The following is a 19,855-nucleotide window of genomic DNA, read 5'->3' as shown; positions in this document are numbered from 1 at the left end:
CAAAAAAAGATGCTGTTTTCTCAGCATCCATTTGTTTAAATGTATAGTTTAGGAACAGATGGCCCATTTGGTCGTGTTTTTTCTCCAACACTTTCAGATTGAACAACACTTTTCTTTTTAGTTTTTTTCTTGGGTTCAATAGTGGAAGGATCAGACTCCTCCGCCATTAAATCTGGCTTGATTTCCTCACTTTGTTCCTCCGTTGGTAAATCTTTAAAACCTTTATACAATTTCCACATCATAGGGATGTTCTTGACTAATGGTCCATATTGCTGAATCATTGGTGTTATCGATTGAACTGAATTCAAAACCTGTTGGGTGTTGTTAATAAATCCTGTCAGACTGTTCGGATTACTTAGTGTTTGAAGTATCGAACCAACTCCTCCTCCGCTGGGAGCAGCTCGGCCGGCTGTCTGCACGCCTCCAAGACCTCTTGCTTGATTGCCTTGCTTTTTCCCGCCAAGAATTTTCGAAAGTAAGCCACCGCCATTTCGTTTTCCTTGCCCTCTTCCCATCGTTTGTCCCATCATAGCGCTGCCACTGTTATAATTCTGCTGAAAACCCATCATCGGTCCACTGCCGCCATAAGGATTCATCATGTGCTGTTGACCTCCGTATGGTCCTCTTCCCATCATGTTTGGACTCATATGCCCGTACATGGGATATCTCGGTCTAGGCTGCTGCATACGTAAGTCCTCCTCTCAAAAAAGCCTTATAATTTAAGGTATGCAATTTCCTGAATTTGGTTTAGAAATAAACACTAGGATAAACAGTAAATTTTCATGATTAAAAGTAGTCCAAAAGTAAAAGATGATAATAACTGGTTATTTAGACGAAACTTTACTATAATTACGAGATGGAAATAAAAGTGGAAGCTCTTGCTTGGAGAAAACTTGTAAGAAAACTACTCCATTAACGGTAGATATTAATATATAAGGAGCAATTACATGAAGGAAAATCGTTTTGAACGTTTTAATTTTCAACCTTTTATAATAGACGCAATGAAGGAACAAGGTTTTTATGAACCAACTGAAATTCAGGAACGAATGATACCTTTGGTTCTGAAAAATGAAAGTGCCATCGGTCAATCACAAACTGGTACAGGTAAAACACTTGCCTTTGTATTACCCATTCTAGAAAAAATAAATCCAGAGCGACAAGAGGTACAAGCTGTCATCACAGCACCAACAAGAGAGCTTGCTTCCCAAATCTATCATCAAATTTTAAAGGTGACAGAGCATTGCAGTCCTGACAAAGCGATCATGACTAGATGCTACATTGGTGGTACAGACAAACAAAGAACCATTGATAAACTAAAAGTACAGCCCCAAATTGTAGTTGGAACTCCTGGAAGAATTAAAGATTTGATGATTGAACAAGCACTATTTGTCCATACTTCGGAGATTCTTGTCGTTGACGAAGCAGATATGATGCTTGATATGGGCTTTATCGAGGATTTGGATCAAGTAGCTGCAAAAATGCCTGAGAAATTACAGATGCTTGTATTTTCGGCAACAATTCCCGAAAAACTTAAACCGTTTCTCAAAAAATACATGGAAAATCCGAAATCTATTCAAATTGATGCCAAGAGAAAAAGTGCTGAGAATTTAACACATTATCTATTGCCTTCTAGGCACAGAAATAAAAAACAGCTTGTTCACGATGCTCTTATTCAATACAATCCGTATTTAGCGATTGTGTTTACAAATACAAAAAAGATGGCGGAAGAGGTTGCTAACTTTTTGATTAATAAGGGGCTAAAGGTTGCTCGTGTCCATGGAGATCTTAACCCCCGTGAACGGAAAAAAATGATGAAACAAATTCAAGATTTAGAGTACCAATATATCGTTGCGACTGACCTAGCTTCAAGAGGAATTGATATTGAAGGAATCAGTCATATAATTAACTATGAATTACCTACTGATTTAGACTTTTATATTCACCGGGTAGGAAGGACTGCAAGAGCCGGAAACTCGGGAATTGCCCTCACCATTTATGATATTTCCGATGAAGATGCATTAAACCGCATTGAAAAGATGGGGATTCAGTTTAAATACGTCGATCTTAAAAAAGAGGAATTTGTGGAATTAGAGGATCGCAATAAAAGAAAAACAAGGGTAAGAAAAGAGGATGAAGCAGATAAGGCTGCTAAAACAATGGTCAAGAAACCTCAAAAAGTTAAACCAGGCTACAAAAAGAAAATGCAGTGGGAAATGGACAAAATAAAAAAACGTCAGAGAAGATTAAAGAAGAAGTAAGAATTTGAAGGGAGAGAGAAGGTTTTGTTGAAAATAGGATCACATGTCTCAATGAGCGGTAAAAAAATGCTGCTGGCAGCGAGCGAGGAAGCCGTTTCATATGGTGCTAATACATTCATGGTCTATACAGGAGCACCGCAAAACACTAGAAGAAAAAAAATTGAGGATTTGAACATTGAAGCAGGGAGAAGGCATATGGAAGAGAACGGTATCTCTGAAATTGTTGTCCATGCTCCATACATCATCAACATTGGTAATACCACGAATCCAGATACTTTTGAGTTAGGTGTAAGGTTCCTGCGAACAGAAATTGAAAGAACTGAGGCAATTGGCGCTAAACAAATTGTGCTGCATCCAGGTGCACATGTTGGTGCTGGTACTGAGGCTGGGATAAAGAAAATTATCGAAGGCTTAAATGAAGTGCTAACTGGAAAAGAGCAGCTGCAAATTGCTTTAGAGACAATGGCAGGTAAAGGCTCTGAATGTGGGAAGTCATTTGAGGAATTGGCGATGATTATCGATGGTGTAAACTATAGCGACAAGCTTTCTGTTTGTTTTGATACCTGTCATACTCATGATGCTGGATATAACATTGTCGAAGACTTTGATGGTGTATTAAATGAATTTGATAAAATTGTCGGCTTAGATAAACTAAAGGTACTTCATATTAATGATAGTAAAAATGCAGTCGGGATGAGAAAAGACCGTCACGAAAATATCGGCTTTGGTCATATCGGCTTTGATGCTATCAATTATATCGTCCACCATCCACAGCTGAAAGATGTACCAAAGATTCTAGAGACACCATATGTTGGTGAGGATAAAGATAATAAAAAGCCTCCGTACTTATTTGAAATTGAAATGCTGAGAGAGAAAAAGTTTAACGAAAATCTTTTAGATAAAATCATGCTTTCGTAAGAGGAAAAGCTGTGCTCAAGAGCACAGCTTTTTGATTTTCATTTTGTGAATTGAACAAATAGCTTATTTACTTCTCTTGCTACCTCTGGGCCAGCTATCTTTGCAATTTCTTTAATTAATACTGCTCGTTCGCGGGCGTCAAAAATATTTACATTTTTTCCTCTTAAGTATTGAGCAACTTTATATGCTTGCTGTCTATTCACTCGGATATTAAATTGTTCTGCATATTTGAATAGTTCATCACCAGTAATGGTATTAATCTTATGATTAATGACGCTCTCAAAAATCTTCACACTCATCACTCCTTCATCTAATGTATGAAAGGTGAAAATAGAGTGTTACAAAATACTAACATCAACTCTTTAATACTTCGTGTAAAGGTAAAAGCTTTACATTAGGAAGTTCCTATTGTATACTACTTTAAGTTAAATCGGAATGATTCTTAAAATTAAGGTGAGAAACCATGAAATCACAGTCAATTATTGAAATCAAACAAATATTCTATCGATATGAAAAAGATACAGTTCTTGAAAATATTAACCTAGCCATACCAAATGGCTCCTTTCTGGCAATTGTCGGTCCAAATGGTTCAGGAAAATCAACATTATTAAAGTTAATCTTGGGACTATTAAAGCCACAAAAAGGAGAAATTCGCTTATTTGGGCAGGAAATGAGTAAATTTAAGGATTGGCAGCAAATCGGTTATGTATCTCAAAAAGCAAATTCCTTTAATACAGGTTTTCCAGCCACAGTTTTTGAAGTGGTTTCCAGTGGATTAACAAAGAAGCTGGGATTATTTCGCTTTTTTAAGAAGGAAGATTCCCAAAAAGTATATGATGCTCTAGAATCTGTGGGAATGAGAAAGTTTAGTACTCGAAATATCGGAGAGCTTTCAGGCGGGCAGCAGCAAAGAGTATTCATTGCCCGTGCCCTTGTAAGTGAGCCTAAGCTATTGATCTTAGATGAACCAACAGTTGGGGTTGATGCTGAAAACGTAAATTCATTTTATCAAATGCTTGCTGATTTAAATAAAAAGCAGGGAATTACACTTCTATTAGTTACACATGATGTTGGAACCATTTCAGATAAAGTCACCCATGTTGCTTGCCTGAATAAGCACTTGCATTTCCATGGGGATACACGTGAATTTGAAAAGCACCAAAGTGAAGGGATGTCTGAATTTTATGGTACGGATGTCCAGCTAATATCCCATCAACATGACCACGGAGGCGTTTTTAAATGATTCAAGGAATATTTCAATATGAATTTTTACAAAATGCCTTCCTAACAGGGATCTTAATTGGTTTTCTTGCACCATTATTAGGTGTATTTATTGTGGTAAGGAGGCTTTCCTTAATTGCCGATGCCTTAAGTCATGTAACCTTAGCGGGAATTGCTGCCAGTCTTCTTCTTGAGAAATACTTTGTTGCGTTAAGCGGTTTAAATCCACTCTATTTAGGAATGGTTTTTTCAGTCGGAGGCTCGTTGTTTATTGAAAAACTACGAGGAGTATATAAGCATTACCAAGAGCTTGCTATCCCAATTATCTTATCTGGCGGTATAGGTCTAGGAGTAATCTTTATTTCACTCGCTGATGGATTTAATACGGACTTGTATAGTTATTTATTTGGAAGTGTCTCTGCAGTCAGCCGAACAGATTTATGGGTTATTTTTATTATTAGTATCGCTGTCGTAATGACAATCATTTTATTATATAAAGAGCTATTTTTATTATCATTTGATGAAGAGCATGCAAAAGCCTCAGGAATAGCAGCAAAAAGCATCCACTTTATTTTTATCATCATGGTTGCTCTTGTGATTGCTGCTTCCATGCGAATAGTGGGAATCATGCTTGTTTCTTCATTGATGACATTACCGGTTGCAGCAAGTATACGCATTGCTAAAGGCTTTAAGCAAACCATTTTTTTGTCCATCATATTTGGCGAAGTATCTGTTCTTGGAGGACTATTTGCCTCTTATTACTTAGACCTTGCTCCAGGTGGAACAATTGTCATGATAGCTGTGGCCATATTAGTGTTTACCATCATTTATAAAAAAATTATGATTAAAAATCATGTTTCACAAGGGGGTGCAGCAGGGTGAATGTTAATGAAGCCATTCAATTCTTAAAAGAAAACGGATTTAAACAAACAGGAAAAAGAGAAGATATGCTTCAACTGTTTGCTGACAGTGATAAATACTTAACAGCAAAGGATGTCTTAGATGAGTTAAAAGAGGACTATCCAGGGTTAAGCTTTGATACGATTTATCGGAATCTTTCTCTTTTTGTCAAAATGGGAATTCTAGAGATGACGGAACTATCTGGCGAAAAGCATTTTCGCTTTTCCTGTTCACGCCACCAGCATCACCATCATTTCATCTGTATGGATTGTGGTAAGACGAAGGAAATTGAAACTTGCCCAATGAACAGCTTAAGTGAGGATTTAAAAGGATACGATATCTCAGGACACAAATTCGAAATTTATGGACGTTGTCCAGAATGTAATTAAAATTGAAAAGCTGCAGCGCCTAGGCACTGCAGCTAGACAAAAAAACAGCATGGGGTTGTCCATGCTGTTTTTTGCCATTTATTGAAGCCATTTTTTAACCCAATTATTAGCTTCAAACCAATTATTAACACGTATTACACCTTTCGGAATAGGGTCCTGATTATAAGGGGTATTAAACAATAGAACAGGGATATCGCACTCTTCGTGAATCATGACAGCATTGTCGTGTTTATCCTCCAGAAATATATCCACATGATGGTGTTTAGCCGTTGACACCTTATCATGGGACCCAATTAATTCTATGTGGTTATAGGACAAGCCTTTTTTGTTAAACCACTTCTTGGTATTTTCTAAAAGGTGTGAGCCCCTTGCACTTATAAAGAATAATTCATGTTCCTTTTTCCATGTGTTCAGTATAATTTCTGCCCCTTCTGCAAGAGGAGACTCCTCATAAATTACGGGTTCGTTTTCAATAAACCACTTTGAAAATTTTTCCTTTGGAACATTTACCACTTTATTTAAATCATATTCCTTAACATCAGCGAGTGTTATGTTTAGCCCGAACCCCTCGTTAATAAAGGGTACAAGTGCTGATGGACATGTAACTGTTCCATCAATATCAATTCCAAATCTTTTCCTCATACGTATTCACCTTCAATTGCCAAGTTTTTAACTTTATTTTACCATACTAAAATGATGAAAGTTACAAACAATAATAAATGCTCCTATTACTGAAAGTGAGGGATTCGGATGGAAGATAAAAAAGACACGAAAATACGTGGGTATCTCCCAAGTCCAAACACTGATGTAGATAGTCCAGATTACCCTTCTGATTATAGAGAAGAAACAGCAGCTGAAATTGCAGCTCCGGTTCCTTTAGTACGAACCAGGGACCGAGAAGAAAATCGGGAAAGAGCAGAAGGCGGCACAGGTATGGGATGGGCAGCTTTAGTTCTATCTATACTATCACTGTTTGTAATGCCGATTCTTTTTGGTGCAGCAGGTATTGTGTTAGGGTTCATTGCAAGACGCCGAGGGGCCGAAGGGCTCGGAGCGTGGGCAATCGGGATAGGTGCCATATCCATTATTGTTGGTATCTTTATACTCCCGTTCTTTTAAACGGTAACCTGTAAATATAGGGGCAAAAAAGGAAACCCGGTAGAGATACCGGGTTTCCTCATGTGTTTATGAATTTGTTACTCCAGCTTCTTCAGCAGCTTTTTTCTGGAAATATTCTTCTGCAATTTGATCGATTTCTTTCTTTAATTCATCGACCAACTGATCTTCTGGCACTTTACGAACAATCTCACCTTTACGGAAAAGTAAACCCTCTCCTCGTGCACCAGCAATTCCAATGTCAGCTTCTCTTGCCTCACCAGGACCGTTTACGGCACATCCCAAAACAGCTACTTTAATTGGCGCTTTTATGGTTGAAATATATTCTTCAACTTCATTTGCAATACTGATTAAATCAATTTCGATTCTTCCACAGGTTGGACACGAGATTAACGTTGCAGCATTGGAAGAAAGCCCAAATACTTTTAAAAGCTCTCTAGCTACTTTGACTTCTTCAACAGGGTCGGCACTTAGAGAAATACGGAGTGTATTACCGATGCCTTTACTCATAATCGCCCCAAGTCCGGCTGCGCTTTTAACCGTTCCTGCAAAAAGAGTTCCTGATTCAGTAATACCTAAGTGCAAAGGATAATCAAATGCCATTGAAGCTTTTTCATAGGCTTCAATGGCAAGGCTGACATCCGATGCCTTCATGGAAACAATAATATCATGGAAATCTAGGTCTTCAAGGATTTTGATATGATGGAGGGCACTTTCAACCATTCCATCGGCAGTAGGATACCCATATTTCTCAAGAATTCTTTTTTCCAGTGATCCTGCATTTACACCAATTCGAATTGGTATTCCGCGTTCCTTTGCAGCTTTAACAACAGCTTCAACTTTCTCACGCTTACCAATATTTCCTGGATTAATCCGGATTTTATCAGCGCCGCCTTCAATAGCCTTAAGCGCCAATTTATAATCAAAATGGATATCGACAACTAATGGGATATTAATTCTTTTTTTAATTTCAGGAATGGCGTTCGCTGCTCGTTCGTCTGGACACGCTACACGAACAATTTGGCAGCCTGCCTCTTCAAGGCGTTTTATTTCAGCAACAGTTGCTTCAACATCATGCGTTTTAGTAGTCGTCATGCTTTGTATAAATAATTCGTTACTGCCGCCAATGGTTAAATTGCCAACTTTTATTGGACGGGTCTTTGTACGATGAATAATTTCACTCAAGGGAAATTCGCTCCTTCAAATTGGATTCGAATAATAGTTTAGTTTTTACACGCACCTATTATTTTATCAGTCCTTTACTAATCTTGACAAGACTGACGCATTGGTTTCCCTATTTTGAGTAATCAGGAAATTGATAGGAGGCTCCAATTTGAATTTTCTCCGGAGATTGACCCGGGTTTAGGCTTTTGAAATCCCCAATTAATTCGTCAATGGAGACGGGTAAAGGCTTTTTAATATGACCTTCGACAATGGATATGAGTGTTTCACCAGGTTCAACTTCGGCCTCAAATGCGGCAATCGTATTTTCAGGGACAGCCATTGTCGCTAAAGTTTGTTCAGGTGCTTGGGATTCATCCTTGGGCAAAGTACCAGCTGTTAAATCAATATATATAACATAAATGGTTAGAAGTCCAAGAAGAAATAGAGAAATTCTTTTCATGATACAAGCCTCCAAAATGGAATGTTTGTACATTCCTATGCCTGTCCAATGCGTTATAGAACAAAAAAACGCACCCAAGGATGCGTTAGTTCTCGATCGTTGCTTTTTCTTTTGTTATTTCTTTTATTGCTAAGTATAGGATGATTATTTCAACAAACCAATTGATTAAGAAACTATTTGGTACAGGTGTATTAATAGCACTCATAATAGTAAAGAATACCGTTGGCAGCGTTACACTGTAAGCGGCCATTCTCCATAGGCGGCGATAACTAATATCTCTGCCTGCAAGATTTTTTAATGCTAATCCAAATAAAGCCAGTATGGACACTTCAATGAAATTTATTGCACTTGAAAAGAGGAAGATTAAAGCAGACATGACTGGAATAATAATTCCTTTGACTCCATCTACTGTATCGACTATGTCAATAAAATCATTTTTCGTAAGTGTTAAGTCTTCAAGCATGGAGTAGGAATAGGTATCGATTCTTCCCCCTGCTGATACTGCAATTTCATTCTTAAGTAAAGCGAAGGCATTCTCTTCATCTTCCACATCATCGGTTGTAATAACTCCCGTTGGATCAACAATAATGGAGAATTCTCCTTTATCGATGGTAATGGGTACATCTGTTTCTGCAGATAAACTCCCATTATCTATCGTAAAGGAGGGGAGTTCATTATTCATAACTGATTTGGTACCTTCGATTCCAGCAGTAAGCATTGTACTTAAGTAATAAATGGACGGCAATATGGATAGTAATGTGAGGAGAAATACATATAAAATTGTTTTTCCAATTCCCTGAAAGCGAAAAGAGGCAATGTCCTTTGGGGAATGAGTACTTTTATAAAATTGTTTGAAAATATTCATATTTTACCACCCTAATAAAGATTCACCATTCTATTGTAGCTTTAGGAGCTGATATTAACAAGAATGATGTATTTATGAAACCAATTAGGGAATGAATCCGTATATTTCTTAAAATAAATTTTCTAAAGGAATGAAAATTAATGGATATAGTTTATTGGTCAGTTATCGTCATTCTATTTATCATTGGGTTTGTTGGACTCATTTATCCCATCATCCCTAGTGTATTATTCTTATTAGCTGGATATCTATTGTATGGTGTCTTTTTTTCCTTTGAGCCCTTTGGGTGGTTCTTTTGGTTGATTCAAAGTTTTTTTATCATTCTTTTGTTTATCGCGGATTATATTGCCAATATGATTGGAATTCAAAAATATGGCGGTTCGAAGGCTGGAGTCTGGGGAAGTACGATAGGTCTTATAATTGGCCCATTTGTCATCCCGTTCTTGGGAATTCTGCTTGGTCCCTTTATTGGTGCGGTAGGAGCAGAACTTTTAGTAAATAAAAGGGATTTCAAAAATAGTTTGAAGATTGGCTTCGGATCTGTTGTCGGATTTATCAGCAGTGTCATTACAAAAACAATCATTCAAATCCTCATGCTTGTATATTTCTTCTTAGTAGTAATCTAATTAAATAAGCTCCTGCTCATGATTATGAGCAGGAGCTTATTTAATTTACACCACAAATTTCATATGGACAGTTTTGACAGTCTACTTCTTGTTTTAAATATTTAAGATTTTTTATAATGAATTTTTGCTGATCATAGGATAGCACATCTTTTTCCCGCAATTCTTTTAACGCACGTTGAATAACTTCTCTTGTTCCAAAGGTTAGGTTGGCAAGCTCTTGATGTGTTAATGGCATATCAATAAGAATTCCATCTTCTGTTTTAACCCCGTAGGTATTACATAGACGGATAAGTATGGAGTATAAACCTCCCTTTTTTCCGTTCATGATCAGGTCCTGGCATTTCATTTGAGCTTTTAGGTAGCATGTGCTCAACCATGCCACAAAAGCATTCATTGCATCAGGGTCATTCATAATAAATTCTTCAAATTGGTCTTTTTTTATCGTAAGTATTTCACAATCAGAAAGGGTCTTTGCGTAAAACTGATAACGTGGATTATCTTTAAATATTTGATATTCTACTATTAATTCTCTGCTATTTACTATTTTTAAAATAAAGTCTTTTCCGCGCATGTGAACTCTGCCTAGTGAAACGCTTCCACTTAGCAGTAGATATACATATTCAACAGCATCCTTCTCCTGAAAGAGTACGGTATCCGCTTTCACCTTTTGTATTTGCTCTGCTTTACGAAAGAATTGATCCAGTAAACTATATATAGAAAAACTGCTTTTTAGCATATTTCCCACTCCTTTTATCCCTACAATTTGATTAAATCATGTATTTACAATCTATCACCGGTTGAAACATGACAATTTATCGAAAACTTTGTAATCATACCTGTTTTCATTTATATGTATAAAATTTTCCCGAGAAGGATATTGTATATTTGTTAGGTACAAAGCATTTTATTTGAAACAATAGACTATCTCTGATAATCTTAAGCTACAAAGCTTTAGGAATATTCTAATATCGTTTTGATTTTAGACACAACTAAGGCTGGAAAAATTTTTATATACATAGGAGGAAATGACAATGGCATTTGAATTACCACAATTACCTTATGCGTATGACGCACTTGAGCCTCACATCGACAAAGAAACAATGAACATCCATCACACTAAACATCACAACACTTATGTGACAAATTTAAATAATGCACTACAAGGTAATGAGGAATTATTATCTAAATCTGTTGAAGAAGTAGTAGCAAACCTTGACGCTGTTCCTGAAGCAGTTCGTACAGCAGTACGTAATAATGGCGGAGGTCATGCGAACCATGCACTTTTCTGGCAAATCCTTTCTCCTAATGGAGGCGGTGCGCCAACTGGTGAACTAGCAGACGCAATCAATAATAAATTTGGCAGCTTGGAAAGCTTTAAAGAGGAATTCGCGAAAGCGGCTACAACTCGTTTTGGCTCTGGCTGGGCTTGGTTATCTGTAAGCAATGGGGAACTAGAAGTGTCTAGCACACCTAACCAAGACTCTCCTCTAATGGAAGGTAAAACACCTATCTTAGGTCTTGATGTTTGGGAGCATGCTTATTACCTAAACTACCAAAACCGTCGTCCTGATTACATCTCATCTTTTTGGAACGTTGTAAACTGGGATGAAGTTTCTAAGCGTTACAGCGCTGCGAAATAATAATATATTAATGAAGACAGCTGATTTTAGCTGTCTTTTGTTTTTTTCGTATAAAGGCTCTCTGCTTGTTAAAGACTAACCCTTATCACAAAGGGGAGTTTTTATGGCGAAAAAATTTAAGTTGTTAGGTGACGTACAATTAACGAAAGATTTAACCTTACTGTTATTCATCGGTGGGACTTATTCTTTAAGTGTTGCACTATCAAACACTTTTGTGAATATTTATTTATGGAAGCAAACAGGTGAATATTCTGACCTTGCACTTTATAATCTTTCGATTGTCATTTTACAGCCCTTAACCTTTATCTTAGCTGGCAGATGGGCAAAGAAAATTGATCGCGTTAAAGTGTTAAGAATTGGAGTTAGTTTTCTAGCGCTTTTCTACTTAATGGTATTAATTACTGGCAAAAATGCTTCAACTTATTTATTACTGCTGGGAAGTCTCCTTGGAATAGGATATGGGTTCTATTGGCTTGCTTACAATGTTTTAACCTTTGAAATAACCGAGCCTGAAACGAGAGATTTTTTTAATGGCTTTTTAGGAATCTTATCCTCGACTGGCGGGATGATCGGACCGATTGCCGCAGGATTTATTATTACACGATTTGAAAAATTCACAGGGTATACCATAGTATTTGGAATTTCCTTATCGCTATTTGCACTTGCTGTGTTCTTGAGCTTTTCGTTAAAGCCGCGGCCTGCGAATGGTAAGTATTGTTTTAAACGGATTCTGGAGGAAAGGAAGAAAAATGAAAATTGGCGGCTTATTACCAATGCGAATTTTTTTCAAGGACTAAGAGAAGGTACGTTTTTATTTATTATCTCCGTATTCGTCTACATTTCCACAGGAAGTGAGCTTGCTCTTGGAACGTTTGGACTTATTAATTCCGGAATTTCTTTCGTAGCCTATTATGCTGCTTCCCGGTTAATTAAGAAAAACAAGCGGAAAAAGGCCATTCTTGTCGGCGGTATTATCCTTTATTTAGCTGTGTTGCTAATTGTCTGGGATATTAATTATGTAAAACTTTTAATTTACGCAGCCATGATTGCGGTTGCTTATCCTCTCTTGCTTGTGCCTTATATGTCAACTACATATGATATTATTGGAAGTGCTTGGAAAGCTGCAGAAATGAGAATAGAGTATATTGTTGTTCGTGAGATTTTTATAAATTTGGGAAGAATTGTTTCGATTTTGTCTTTCCTAGCAGCGGTAACTTGGTTTGACGCCGAAAAAAGCATTCCAATCCTCCTTTTATTTATTGGGGCAGGACATTCATTGATATATTTGTTTGTAAGAAGAGTCCAAATGCCCACAGTGTAATGCGATGAGTAATTCATATTACTCATTGCATTTTTTATTTATAAATGTTTTCTAGCTGTTATCAATTGGTAAGTGTTTTTCGTAGTAAACAGGGTGACTTTCAGCTAAAATAAGGCTTATAATGTCGAGATGACAAGGAAGTGGAGAACTTGAATTTTAAAAAGAAGAAGAAGCTGCATGTTACTTTTCGCTTAAACATGCTTTTCTTTGTTGTATTTATGCTGTTTTCTGTACTAATTCTACGTTTGGGCTTAGTACAAATCGTTTACGGCGAGGATTTTAAACGTGAAATTGAGCGGACAGAAGATATAACCGTTAATAATCCAGTACCTCGGGGGAAAATGTTTGACCGTAACGGGAAAATTATTGTTGATAATACCCCGTTAAATGCCATTACTTACACAAAATTTCAGGATACTAACCAAGAGGAAATGCTTGCAACGGCTGAACGTTTGGCACAGCTGATTGATAAAGATACATCTAAAGTTCGGGATCGTGATAAAAAGGATTTCTGGTTGTTAAAGAATCCTGAGAAAGGTAAGGAAAAAATTACAGAAAAAGAATGGGACTTATACGAACAAGACGAATTAGATGATAAAGAACTATATAACCTTCAGTTAAAAAGAATAACTAATGATGACCTTAAAAGTTTATCTCAACAAGACTTAGAGACCCTGGCCATTTTCAGGGAATTTAACAGCGGGTATGCTCTAACCCAGCAAATCGTAAAGAACGAAAATGTCACACCTGAAGAATTTGCGGTTGTCAGTGAAAATTTAGAGGATCTGCCTGGTGTTGATACTACAACGGATTGGGAACGATATTATGCATTTGGGAACACATTAAAAACTGTACTCGGAAATGTAACATCCTCTGATGAAGGCTTACCGAAGGACAAACTAGAGGAATATCTTGCTCGGGATTATAGTCGAAATGATCGGGTCGGTAAAAGCTATATTGAGCTGCAATATGAAGATGTCTTACACGGTCAAAAAGGTAAAGTTAAAAATGTCACTGATAAAGGCGGCAAAATCCTGTCTACTGAAGTTGTTTCTGAAGGACAGCGTGGAAAAGATCTTGTTTTGACGATTGATATGAATCTTCAACTTGAAATAGAAAAAATTATTGAAGAGGAACTATGGAAAGCAAAGCAGAATTCTAAATCAGCACTATTAGACCGTGCCTTTGTTGTTCTTATGAATCCACATACCGGTGAAATATTAACAATGGCAGGAAAGCAAATTGCAAAAAATGATGAAACAAATAAACAAGAAATGCGTGACTTTGCTCTGGGAAATATAACGACCTCTTATGCAGTTGGGTCTGTTGTCAAAGGAGCGACGATTTTAACGGGTTATAATACTGGGGCAATTAGCCCTGGCTCTACTCAGTATGATTCACCTTTATTAATAAAAAATACTCCGCCTAAATCATCTTGGAAGAACTTTGGATCTATAAATGACCTAAGAGCGCTACAAGTGTCATCAAACGTATATATGTGGAAGACAGTGATTGAGATGGCAGGTGGAACCTATTCACCGAATAAGCCGCTGCCATTAGATTTAACTGCTTTTGACACGATGCGTCAATCTTTCAGCCAGTTTGGACTTGGTACAAAAACCGGAATTGACCTTCCAAATGAGAGTACTGGATATGTTGGTCCTTTGAAACAGCCTGGTTTACTACTTGACTTAGCAATTGGCCAGTATGATACCTATACGGTTATGCAATTAGCACAATATGTTTCAACCATTGCTAACGGCGGATACCGTGTCCAGCCTCATATTGTAAAGGAAATTCGTGAACCTGTGCTTGAGAACAACCAACTAGGTCCGATTGTTCAAGAAATTGAACCTACTATATTAAATCGAATTGATGGTAAGGATGAATGGATTAATCGGGTACAGGAAGGATTTAGGATGGTTATGCAAGTAGGGGATGGTACCGGTGTTAGTACCTTTAAGGGTGTGGAGTATAATCCCGCAGGTAAAACTGGAACTGCCCAAGCTTTTTATGATGGTCCTGAGCGAAAGAACTTTGGGAAAATACCACCTGAAGTGATGAACCTAAGTCTTATAAGCTATGCACCCTTTGATAATCCAGAGGTTGCCATGGCCGTTTTAGTTCCTTGGGCATATCAGGGAAACAGTGGTCCAGCTACAGCTAATATAATTGGTAAAAGGGTATTGGATACCTATTTTAATTTAAAAACACAGCCACAAACCAAAGAACAAAATGTCGAAGTCATCGACGAAAACTCGGGTACAGATAGCAACCAATAGAATCCAAAAAACATTTGTCTCTAAATATTGAGGCAGATGTTTTTTTTTATTAAAAATGAACATGATAACAATAGTAGAAATTTATTTATGATTTACAAAAGTCATACACACATTTACAAAACCTTTACAATTCATTAAAACAAGCTTAACAGAGAAAGTTTATTATTAGTCTTGTAAGGAAAACGAACAACGAATTAAACAAACCAATTTTTCGTAGGGGGAATTAAGTAATGAAAAGCTTTAAGAAATTAGCACTAACAGCAATGATGACTGGCGTGCTAGCTATTACAGCAGCTTGTGGTGCACAAGGAACTGAAGGCAACAAAGAACAAGCTGGCGAAGATGTAAAGCAACTTCAAGGTGAAATTAAAATAGACGGTTCATCTACAGTTTTCCCGATTATGGAGGCAGTGGTTGAAGAGTATGGAATGATACAACCTAATGTAAAAGTACCTGTTGGATCATCTGGAACTGGAGGCGGTTTTGAAGCATTTATTGCTGGCGAAACTGAATTAAGCAATGCTTCTCGTCCAATTAAAGATGAAGAAAAAGCTGCACTTGAAGAAAAAGGTATTGATTATACAGAAGTAAAATTAGCGTATGACGGACTTTCAGTCGTAGTAAATAAAGATAATGACTGGGTAGAAAGCTTAACAATCGAAGACTTACAGAAAATTTGGGTTGAAGACGGAACAACTAAAAAATGGTCTGATATCAATCCTGATTGGCCAGCTGAAGAAATCAAATTATACTCTCCAGGAACAGATTCAGGAACTTTTGATTATTTCGATGAAGTAATTCTTGATGGAAAACCAATTGTTGAAAAAGCAACTCTTTCTGAAGATGACAATACACTAGTTCAAGGTGTTCAAGGTGATAAGAATGCTATTGGTTACTTTGGTTATGCTTACTATGCAGAAAACAAAGATACTTTGAAAATCGTTCCAATTGATGGCGGAAATGGTCCTGTTGAACCAACGAATGAAACAATTGAATCAGGTGAATATGCGCCGCTTTCACGTCCATTGTTTACGTATGTGAAAAACTCTGCGATTAAAGAACAAGAAGAAGTGTATGATTTCATGAAGTTTCTTTTAGAGAATGCTGCAGTATTATCTGAAGATGTTGGATATGTACAATTACCTGAAGAAGAGTATACAAAGCAGTTAGAGACATTAGAAACTCTTAAGTAAGATCTAGAATAATTTTATAGGTGAGAAGCATAAAAATATGCTTCTCATCTTGTCATTGGAATGAAAGGGGTTTTCAATTTGACCACTCAAAACACAAATTCTTTCTCTGTTCAAAAAATGATTCAAGAGAAGAAAAAAAGGAAGAGCGCTGGAGGAATTACTGAAAAAATAATGCCATATATTTTATTCCTCACAGCTGCTGTCTCTGTTTTGACAACGATTGGTATTGTTCTTACGCTCATCTTTGAAACATTTCTATTTTTCGATGCAGTATCCATTAAAGAATTTTTTACAGCTAAAAAATGGTATCCTTTTTCCGAAACCAATGGATCATTTGGTATTCTGCCGTTAGTAATGGGAACTCTAAAGGTAACTGTTATAGCTGCTATTGTTGCAGTCCCGATCGGATTGGCTTCAGCCATTTATTTGAGTGAGTATGCATCAGAACCTGCTCGCAGAATTATTAAACCGATATTAGAGGTTTTAGCTGGAATTCCAACGATTGTTTATGGATTTTTCGCGCTAACCTTTGTAACTCCTATATTACGTGAAATCATTCCATCCCTTGAAATTTTTAATGCATTAAGTCCTGGTATTGTAATTGGAATCATGATAACACCGATGATTGCTTCTCTCTCAGAGGATGCGATGACTTCGGTTCCGAACGCAATGCGTGAAGGTGCACTTGCACTTGGATCGACTAAATTTGAAGTAGCCATTAAGGTTGTACTGCCAGCTGCTATTTCAGGAATTATAGCATCTATTGTATTAGGGGTCTCACGAGCAATCGGTGAAACCATGATTGTAGCTGTGGCAGGTGGTTCAACACCGAATCTTGATTGGAATTTGACTGGCTCGATTCAAACGATGACTGCATATATTGTCCAAGTCAGCCAAGGGGATGCTGGTTATGGTACGACGATCTACTATAGCATTTATGCAGTTGGTATGACATTATTTGTCTTTACATTGGTGATGAATTTATTAGCACAATATATCACCCGTCGTTTTAGGGAGGAATATTAATGAAATTAATTAATCATGAATCCGTTGTTAAACGGATGACACTAAGATTATCTAAAAATTCATTTTCAAAATGGATATTTTTTGCTTTAACCATGTTTGTTTTATTAATATTAGGAGTATTATTATATCGGATATTCTCTCAAGGACTTGGCTATTTAGATTTGCAATTTTTACAAAGTCTTCCTTCCAGGAAGCCTGAAAATGCAGGAGTATACGCTGCATTAATTGGAACCATTTGGCTTATGGCTGTTGTCGCACCTGTTTCATTACTGCTGGGTGTGGGTACTGCTATCTATCTCGAGGAATATGCAAAAGATAATGCAATAACAAATTTTATTAAAGTGAATATCTCTAATCTAGCAGGTGTCCCATCTATTGTTTTCGGATTACTCGGATTAACAATATTCGTACGTGCATTAGCACTTGGGACAAGTGTCTTAGCTGCAGGACTTACCATGAGCTTACTTGTTCTACCTGTCATAATTGTAGCTTCTCAAGAAGCCATTCGCGCAGTACCTAATCAATTAAGAGAGGCTTCATTTGGATTAGGTGCTACAAAATGGCAGACCATTGTTCGAATTGTACTTCCTGCTGCCATTCCAGGAATACTTACTGGCGGAATTTTGGCTCTTTCTCGTGCAATCGGTGAAACGGCGCCGCTTGTTGTCCTTGGGATGCCTTTATTCCTTGCATTTTTACCAAAAACATTTCTTGATAGTATGACCGTATTACCTTTACAAATTTATAATTGGACAGGTCGTCCTCAAGTTGAGTTTCATGCTTTAGCTGCAGCGGGTATTATCGTTTTACTAGTGATGTTAATTATTATGAATTCAATTGCTGTTTTAATTAGGAATAAATTTCAAAAGAGATATTAATTGGTTATGATTAGGGAGGCAAACAATATGGAAACATCAACAGCTACTGCAAAAGTTGTCAATCCACTAGAAAAGCAAATTGTATATAAAACAAGTGACTTAGATTTATGGTATGGTGATAATCAAGCGCTAAAGAAAATAAACCTAGATATTATGCAAAATGAAGTTACGGCTATTATCGGACCTTCAGGTTGTGGAAAATCAACGTATATTAAGACATTAAATCGTATGATTGAACTAGTTCCTGGAGTTAGAACCTCTGGTGAAATTCTCTATCGAGGAAAAAATATCCTCGATAAATCTTACCAAGTAGAAGAATTAAGAACGAAGGTCGGAATGGTGTTCCAAAAGCCAAATCCATTTCCAAAATCAATCTATGAAAATGTGGCTTATGGTCCAAAAATACATGGTATTCGCGATAAAAAAATCTTAGATCAAATTGTCGAAAAAAGCTTAAGAGGAGCGGCGATTTGGGATGAAGTAAAAGATCGACTTAATCAAAATGCATACGGATTATCTGGAGGACAGCAGCAGCGCCTTTGTATTGCCCGCTGTCTCGCGATTGAACCTGATGTTATCTTAATGGATGAGCCAACTTCTGCCCTAGATCCTATTTCAACTTTAAAAGTAGAAGAACTAGTGCAGGAATTAAAGAAGGAATTTAGTATTATTATCGTTACCCATAACATGCAGCAGGCTGCGCGTATATCTAAGAAAACGGCTTTCTTTTTGAATGGAGAAGTGGTAGAATTTTCAGAAACTAATAAAATTTTCTCTACTCCAGAAGATAAGAGAACCGAGGATTATATTACAGGAAGATTTGGATGATGAGGTGATAGGATGAGTACTAGATCAAAATTTGATAGTAAATTAACGGATTTAAAAGAAAAGCTCCTAGAAATGGAAAGTTTAGCAGAGACAGCCGTTCGTGATTCGCTAAGTGCGCTTATTAATCACGATATTGAAAAAGCCAATCTAGTCATCGATGGTGATGATAAAATAGACGCCTTAGAACATGATATTCATGATAAAGCGTTGCTTTTGATTGCAAGAGAATCGCCTGTAGCAAAAGATTTAAGAACACTCAATGTCGCTCTAAAGGTTTCATCTGAAGTAGAGCGAATGGCTGATATGGCAGTTAATATTGCAAAAGCCACCATTCATATTGGTAATGAAAAGCATTTTAAAGAAATTTTGGATATTCCGAAAATGATGGATCTGGCCCTTGAAATGGTATCCATGTCCGTGAAGGCTTATGTTGACGAAGATGTGATGCTAGCACAAAAATGTGCTGAAAGAGATGATGAAGTAGATAAAATGTTCGGTAAACTTGTTCATGAGCTAATCAGCATGGTACCTGACAATCCGAATGCTACAAACCAGATTATTCAACTATCTTTTGTTTGCCGATTTATCGAAAGAATTGCTGACCATTCAACGAATATTGCTGAGAATGTCATTTACCTAGTAACAGGTAAAAAATTCAACCTAAATGAGTAAAAAATAAATAGTTCACCTAAAAGATGAGACCTATCAATGATGGCTCATCTTTTTTTTGTTGAGAAAATTGTCTTATTATGTACAAGCAAAATACGACAAAA

General features: G+C 36.9%; 22 protein-coding genes. 15 read left to right on the top strand and 7 right to left on the bottom strand.

Annotated features, from left to right (window positions below):
• Positions 1 to 35 precede the first annotated feature (35 nt).
• Positions 36 to 686: a VrrA/YqfQ family protein gene (vrrA, locus tag ACY3XC_RS03010; RefSeq protein WP_464867213.1), complete on the bottom strand. Its 651-nt coding sequence runs from the start codon at positions 684 to 686 to the stop codon at positions 36 to 38.
• Between the two features lie 261 nt (positions 687 to 947).
• Between vrrA and ACY3XC_RS03005 the strand changes: the two genes are divergently transcribed.
• Together ACY3XC_RS03005 and ACY3XC_RS03000 are read left to right on the top strand one after the other, a co-directional pair.
• Complete coding sequence (locus ACY3XC_RS03005) at positions 948 to 2,258, top strand: DEAD/DEAH box helicase (RefSeq protein WP_464867212.1); 1,311 nt, start codon at positions 948 to 950, stop codon at positions 2,256 to 2,258.
• Between the two features lie 24 nt (positions 2,259 to 2,282).
• Complete coding sequence (locus tag ACY3XC_RS03000; RefSeq protein WP_464867211.1) at positions 2,283 to 3,176, top strand: deoxyribonuclease IV; 894 nt, start codon at positions 2,283 to 2,285, stop codon at positions 3,174 to 3,176.
• 38 nt (positions 3,177 to 3,214) lie between these two features.
• On the opposite strand, the gene ACY3XC_RS02995 is transcribed toward ACY3XC_RS03000, so the two are convergent.
• Positions 3,215 to 3,469, bottom strand: a complete 255-nt coding sequence (locus ACY3XC_RS02995) for a DUF2624 domain-containing protein (protein WP_179157151.1) — start codon at positions 3,467 to 3,469, stop codon at positions 3,215 to 3,217.
• A gap of 170 nt (positions 3,470 to 3,639) precedes the next feature.
• Between ACY3XC_RS02995 and ACY3XC_RS02990 the strand changes: the two genes are divergently transcribed.
• Genes ACY3XC_RS02990 through ACY3XC_RS02980 form a run of 3 tightly spaced genes read left to right on the top strand, consistent with a single transcriptional unit; the run spans position 3,640 to position 5,686 of the window.
• Positions 3,640 to 4,419 (top strand): metal ABC transporter ATP-binding protein, encoded by a 780-nt coding sequence (locus tag ACY3XC_RS02990; RefSeq protein WP_464867210.1) that lies wholly within the window; start codon positions 3,640 to 3,642, stop codon positions 4,417 to 4,419.
• The gene (locus ACY3XC_RS02985; protein WP_179157147.1) at positions 4,416 to 5,279 is read left to right on the top strand and encodes a metal ABC transporter permease; all 864 of its coding nucleotides are present in this window, start codon (positions 4,416 to 4,418) and stop codon (positions 5,277 to 5,279) included. Before ACY3XC_RS02990 ends, ACY3XC_RS02985 begins: the two co-directional genes overlap by 4 nt.
• Positions 5,276 to 5,686, top strand: a complete 411-nt coding sequence (locus tag ACY3XC_RS02980) for a Fur family transcriptional regulator (RefSeq protein ID WP_045517657.1) — start codon at positions 5,276 to 5,278, stop codon at positions 5,684 to 5,686. The genes ACY3XC_RS02985 and ACY3XC_RS02980 overlap by 4 nt, the downstream gene beginning before the upstream one ends.
• 78 nt (positions 5,687 to 5,764) lie before the next feature.
• Here ACY3XC_RS02980 and ACY3XC_RS02975 read toward each other — a convergent pair whose 3' ends face one another.
• A complete protein-coding gene (locus ACY3XC_RS02975; RefSeq protein ID WP_179157146.1) occupies positions 5,765 to 6,328 on the bottom strand; it encodes a hypothetical protein in 564 nt (187 codons plus the stop codon).
• A 108-nt stretch (positions 6,329 to 6,436) separates the two neighbouring features.
• On the opposite strand from ACY3XC_RS02975, the gene ACY3XC_RS02970 reads away from it, so the two are divergent.
• The gene (locus ACY3XC_RS02970; RefSeq protein WP_464867209.1) at positions 6,437 to 6,805 is read left to right on the top strand and encodes a hypothetical protein; all 369 of its coding nucleotides are present in this window, start codon (positions 6,437 to 6,439) and stop codon (positions 6,803 to 6,805) included.
• A gap of 66 nt (positions 6,806 to 6,871) precedes the next feature.
• Here the strand turns inward: ACY3XC_RS02970 and ispG are convergent, their stop codons facing one another.
• The 3 genes from ispG to ACY3XC_RS02955 form a co-directional block, all read right to left on the bottom strand.
• Entirely contained in the window at positions 6,872 to 7,978 is a 1,107-nt protein-coding gene (gene ispG / locus ACY3XC_RS02965; RefSeq protein ID WP_464867461.1) for a flavodoxin-dependent (E)-4-hydroxy-3-methylbut-2-enyl-diphosphate synthase, read from the bottom strand.
• Between the two features lie 118 nt (positions 7,979 to 8,096).
• Positions 8,097 to 8,426, bottom strand: coding sequence for a hypothetical protein (locus tag ACY3XC_RS02960; RefSeq protein WP_179157145.1), 330 nt, complete (start codon positions 8,424 to 8,426; stop codon positions 8,097 to 8,099).
• Positions 8,427 to 8,511: 85 nt separating this feature from the next.
• Positions 8,512 to 9,291, bottom strand: a complete 780-nt coding sequence (locus tag ACY3XC_RS02955) for a DUF1189 domain-containing protein (protein ID WP_464867208.1) — start codon at positions 9,289 to 9,291, stop codon at positions 8,512 to 8,514.
• Between the two features lie 140 nt (positions 9,292 to 9,431).
• Here ACY3XC_RS02955 and ACY3XC_RS02950 point away from each other — a divergent pair, with 140 nt between their 5' ends.
• Positions 9,432 to 9,914: a DUF456 domain-containing protein gene (locus tag ACY3XC_RS02950; protein ID WP_464867207.1), complete on the top strand. Its 483-nt coding sequence runs from the start codon at positions 9,432 to 9,434 to the stop codon at positions 9,912 to 9,914.
• A gap of 40 nt (positions 9,915 to 9,954) precedes the next feature.
• On the opposite strand, the gene ACY3XC_RS02945 is transcribed toward ACY3XC_RS02950, so the two are convergent.
• Positions 9,955 to 10,650 carry a Crp/Fnr family transcriptional regulator gene (locus ACY3XC_RS02945; protein ID WP_464867206.1) on the bottom strand — a complete coding sequence of 232 codons (696 nt, stop codon included), beginning with the start codon at positions 10,648 to 10,650 and terminating at the stop codon, positions 9,955 to 9,957.
• A gap of 295 nt (positions 10,651 to 10,945) precedes the next feature.
• On the opposite strand from ACY3XC_RS02945, the gene ACY3XC_RS02940 reads away from it, so the two are divergent.
• The 8 genes from ACY3XC_RS02940 (at position 10,946) to phoU (ending at position 19,754) form a co-directional block, all read left to right on the top strand.
• Complete coding sequence (locus ACY3XC_RS02940) at positions 10,946 to 11,554, top strand: superoxide dismutase (protein ID WP_133367345.1); 609 nt, start codon at positions 10,946 to 10,948, stop codon at positions 11,552 to 11,554.
• 103 nt (positions 11,555 to 11,657) lie between these two features.
• Complete coding sequence (locus ACY3XC_RS02935) at positions 11,658 to 12,875, top strand: MFS transporter (protein ID WP_179157140.1); 1,218 nt, start codon at positions 11,658 to 11,660, stop codon at positions 12,873 to 12,875.
• Between the two features lie 197 nt (positions 12,876 to 13,072).
• Positions 13,073 to 15,157, top strand: a complete 2,085-nt coding sequence (locus ACY3XC_RS02930; protein WP_464867460.1) for a peptidoglycan D,D-transpeptidase FtsI family protein — start codon at positions 13,073 to 13,075, stop codon at positions 15,155 to 15,157.
• Positions 15,158 to 15,387: 230 nt separating this feature from the next.
• The gene (locus ACY3XC_RS02925; RefSeq protein ID WP_464867205.1) at positions 15,388 to 16,350 is read left to right on the top strand and encodes a PstS family phosphate ABC transporter substrate-binding protein; all 963 of its coding nucleotides are present in this window, start codon (positions 15,388 to 15,390) and stop codon (positions 16,348 to 16,350) included.
• Positions 16,351 to 16,410: 60 nt separating this feature from the next.
• The gene (gene pstC / locus ACY3XC_RS02920; RefSeq protein ID WP_464867204.1) at positions 16,411 to 17,376 is read left to right on the top strand and encodes a phosphate ABC transporter permease subunit PstC; all 966 of its coding nucleotides are present in this window, start codon (positions 16,411 to 16,413) and stop codon (positions 17,374 to 17,376) included.
• Positions 17,376 to 18,254, top strand: a complete 879-nt coding sequence (gene pstA, locus ACY3XC_RS02915; protein ID WP_464867203.1) for a phosphate ABC transporter permease PstA — start codon at positions 17,376 to 17,378, stop codon at positions 18,252 to 18,254. The genes pstC and pstA overlap by 1 nt, the downstream gene beginning before the upstream one ends.
• A 27-nt stretch (positions 18,255 to 18,281) precedes the next feature.
• Positions 18,282 to 19,082, top strand: a complete 801-nt coding sequence (gene pstB, locus ACY3XC_RS02910) for a phosphate ABC transporter ATP-binding protein PstB (protein WP_464867202.1) — start codon at positions 18,282 to 18,284, stop codon at positions 19,080 to 19,082.
• A 12-nt stretch (positions 19,083 to 19,094) separates the two neighbouring features.
• Positions 19,095 to 19,754, top strand: coding sequence for a phosphate signaling complex protein PhoU (phoU, locus tag ACY3XC_RS02905; protein WP_464867201.1), 660 nt, complete (start codon positions 19,095 to 19,097; stop codon positions 19,752 to 19,754).
• Positions 19,755 to 19,855: the final 101 nt, after the last annotated feature.

It is taken from the genome of Bacillus sp. CZDM1, assembly GCF_055502545.1.
Note: the sequence above shows the minus strand (reverse complement) of the source record. Positions and strands in the feature narration are given on the sequence as shown.